The 2,978-nt window shown below is 53.2% G+C and carries 1 rRNA gene; it reads right to left on the bottom strand.

Annotated elements, in window-relative coordinates:
• Window positions 1-13: 13 nt before the first annotated feature.
• Window positions 14-2,893: ribosomal RNA gene (locus AB4Y34_RS41305) — 23S ribosomal RNA — on the bottom strand.
• Window positions 2,894-2,978: the final 85 nt, after the last annotated feature.

Below are 2,978 nucleotides of genomic sequence, written 5' to 3'. Positions count from 1 at the left end.
ACACACCTGTTATAGGATCAAGCCTTACGGGCAATTAGTATCAGTTAGCTCAGTACATTACTGTACGTGCACACCTGACCTATCAACGTCCTGGTCTTGAACGACCCTTCAAGGGGCTCGAAGCCCCGGGGATATCTCATCTTAAGGCGAGTTTCCCGCTTAGATGCTTTCAGCGGTTATCTCTTCCGAACATAGCTACCCGGCGATGCCACTGGCGTGACAACCGGTACACCAGAGGTTCGTCCACTCCGGTCCTCTCGTACTAGGAGCAGCCCCCTTCAAATATCCAGCGCCCACGGCAGATAGGGACCAAACTGTCTCACGACGTTTTAAACCCAGCTCACGTACCTCTTTAAATGGCGAACAGCCATACCCTTGGGACCGGCTACAGCCCCAGGATGAGATGAGCCGACATCGAGGTGCCAAACACCGCCGTCGATATGAACTCTTGGGCGGTATCAGCCTGTTATCCCCAGAGTACCTTTTATCCGTTGAGCGATGGCCCTTCCATACAGAACCACCGGATCACTATGACCTGCTTTCGCACCTGTTCGACTTGTCAGTCTCACAGTCAAGCACGCTTATGCCATTGCACTATCAGCACGATTTCCGACCGTACCTAGCGTACCTTCGTACTCCTCCGTTACACTTTGGGAGGAGACCGCCCCAGTCAAACTGCCTACCATGCACTGTCCCCGATCCGGATCACGGACCAAGGTTAGAACCTCAAACAGATCAGGGTGGTATTTCAAGGACGGCTCCATTGAGACTGGCGTCCCAACTTCACAGCCTCCCACCTATCCTACACAGACCGGTTCAAAGTCCAATGCAAAGCTACAGTAAAGGTTCATGGGGTCTTTCCGTCTAGCCGCGGGGAGATTGCATCATCACAAACACTTCAACTTCGCTGAGTCTCGGGAGGAGACAGTGTGGCCATCGTTACGCCATTCGTGCAGGTCGGAACTTACCCGACAAGGAATTTCGCTACCTTAGGACCGTTATAGTTACGGCCGCCGTTTACCGGGACTTCAATCAGGAGCTTGCACCCCATCATTTAATCTTCCGGCACCGGGCAGGCGTCACACCCTATACGTCCACTTTCGTGTTTGCAGAGTGCTGTGTTTTTATTAAACAGTCGCAGCCACCAGTTTATTGCAACCCCTTCACCCTCCTGGCGCAGGCCAGTCAAGCTACCAGGGCGTACCTTATCCCGAAGTTACGGTACCAATTTGCCGAGTTCCTTCTCCCGAGTTCTCTCAAGCGCCTTAGAATACTCATCTCGCCCACCTGTGTCGGTTTGCGGTACGGTCACTGTGAAACTGAAGCTTAGAGGCTTTTCCTGGAACCCCTTCCAGTTGCTTCGCTTCCGAAGAAGCTCGCGCCACACCCTTGAGTCCTGTGCCCGGATTTGCCAGGGCACCCTCTCCAATGCAGCGACCGGGACTTCCAACACCCGGACAACCTTCCGCGATCCGTCCCCCCATCGCATTTCACAATGGTGCAGAAATATTAATCTGCTTCCCATCAGCTACGCATTTCTGCCTCGCCTTAGGGGCCGACTCACCCTACGCCGATGAACGTTGCGTAGGAAACCTTGGGCTTACGGCGAGGGGGCCTTTCACCCCCTTTATCGCTACTCATGTCAGCATTCGCACTTCCGATACCTCCAGCACACTTTCCAGTGCACCTTCGCAGGCTTACGGAACGCTCTCCTACCATGCACATAAATGTGCATCCGCAGCTTCGGTATATGGCTTAGCCCCGTTACATCTTCCGCGCAGGACGACTCGATCAGTGAGCTATTACGCTTTCTTTAAAGGGTGGCTGCTTCTAAGCCAACCTCCTGACTGTTTTAGCCTTCCCACTTCGTTTCCCACTTAGCCATATTTGGGGACCTTAGCTGGCGGTCTGGGTTGTTTCCCTCTTGACACCGGACGTTAGCACCCGATGTCTGTCTCCCGTGATTGCACTCTTCGGTATTCGGAGTTTGCTATGGCGTAGTAATCCGCAATGGACCCCACAACCATGACAGTGCTCTACCCCCGAAGGTGATACACGAGGCACTACCTAAATAGTTTTCGGAGAGAACCAGCTATTTCCAGGTTTGTTTAGCCTTTCACCCCTATCCACAGCTCATCCCCTAACTTTTCAACGTTAGTGGGTTCGGTCCTCCAGCACGTGTTACCGTGCCTTCAACCTGGCCATGGATAGATCACCTGGTTTCGGGTCTACACCCAGCGACTGGACGCCCTGTTCGGACTCGCTTTCGCTACGCCTGCCCTAATCGGTTAAGCTCGCCACTGAATGTAAGTCGCTGACCCATTATACAAAAGGTACGCCGTCACCCCTTACGAGGCTCCGACTGTTTGTATGCATGCGGTTTCAGGATCTGTTTCACTCCCCTCCCGGGGTTCTTTTCGCCTTTCCCTCACGGTACTGGTTCACTATCGGTCGATCACGAGTATTTAGCCTTGGAGGATGGTCCCCCCATCTTCAGACAGGATTTCACGTGTCCCGCCCTACTTCTCGTACACCCAGTTCTTTCCCGCTGTTTTCGTCTACAGGGCTATCACCTGCTATGGCCGCACTTTCCAGAGCGTTCGACTAACAATGAGAATAAAGAGTACAGGCTGATCCCATTTCGCTCGCCACTACTTTGGGAATCTCGGTTGATTTCTTTTCCTGCGGTTACTTAGATGTTTCAGTTCACCGCGTTCGCTTCACGTAGCCTATGGATTCAGCTACGGATACTCCATTAGGAGTGGGTTTCCCCATTCGGACATCTCCGGATCAAAGCTCGTTTGCCAGCTCCCCGGAGCTTTTCGCAGGCTACCGCGTCCTTCATCGCCTGTGATCGCCAAGGCATCCACCACATGCACTTGTTCGCTTGACCCTATAACGGGTGTGTCTCAATGATTGCTCACCGCCGATCACATGCCGCTACAGGTTGAGTATTCGTGTTGCGCCGTATTCCAAAG

Origin of the sequence: Paraburkholderia sp. BR10954 (genome assembly GCF_040965775.1) — a bacterium.
In the GTDB taxonomy this organism is placed as follows: Bacteria; Pseudomonadota; Gammaproteobacteria; order Burkholderiales; family Burkholderiaceae; genus Paraburkholderia; species Paraburkholderia youngii.
The sequence above is the reverse complement of the archived record's forward strand: the minus strand, read 5'-3'. Positions and strand labels throughout refer to the sequence as shown.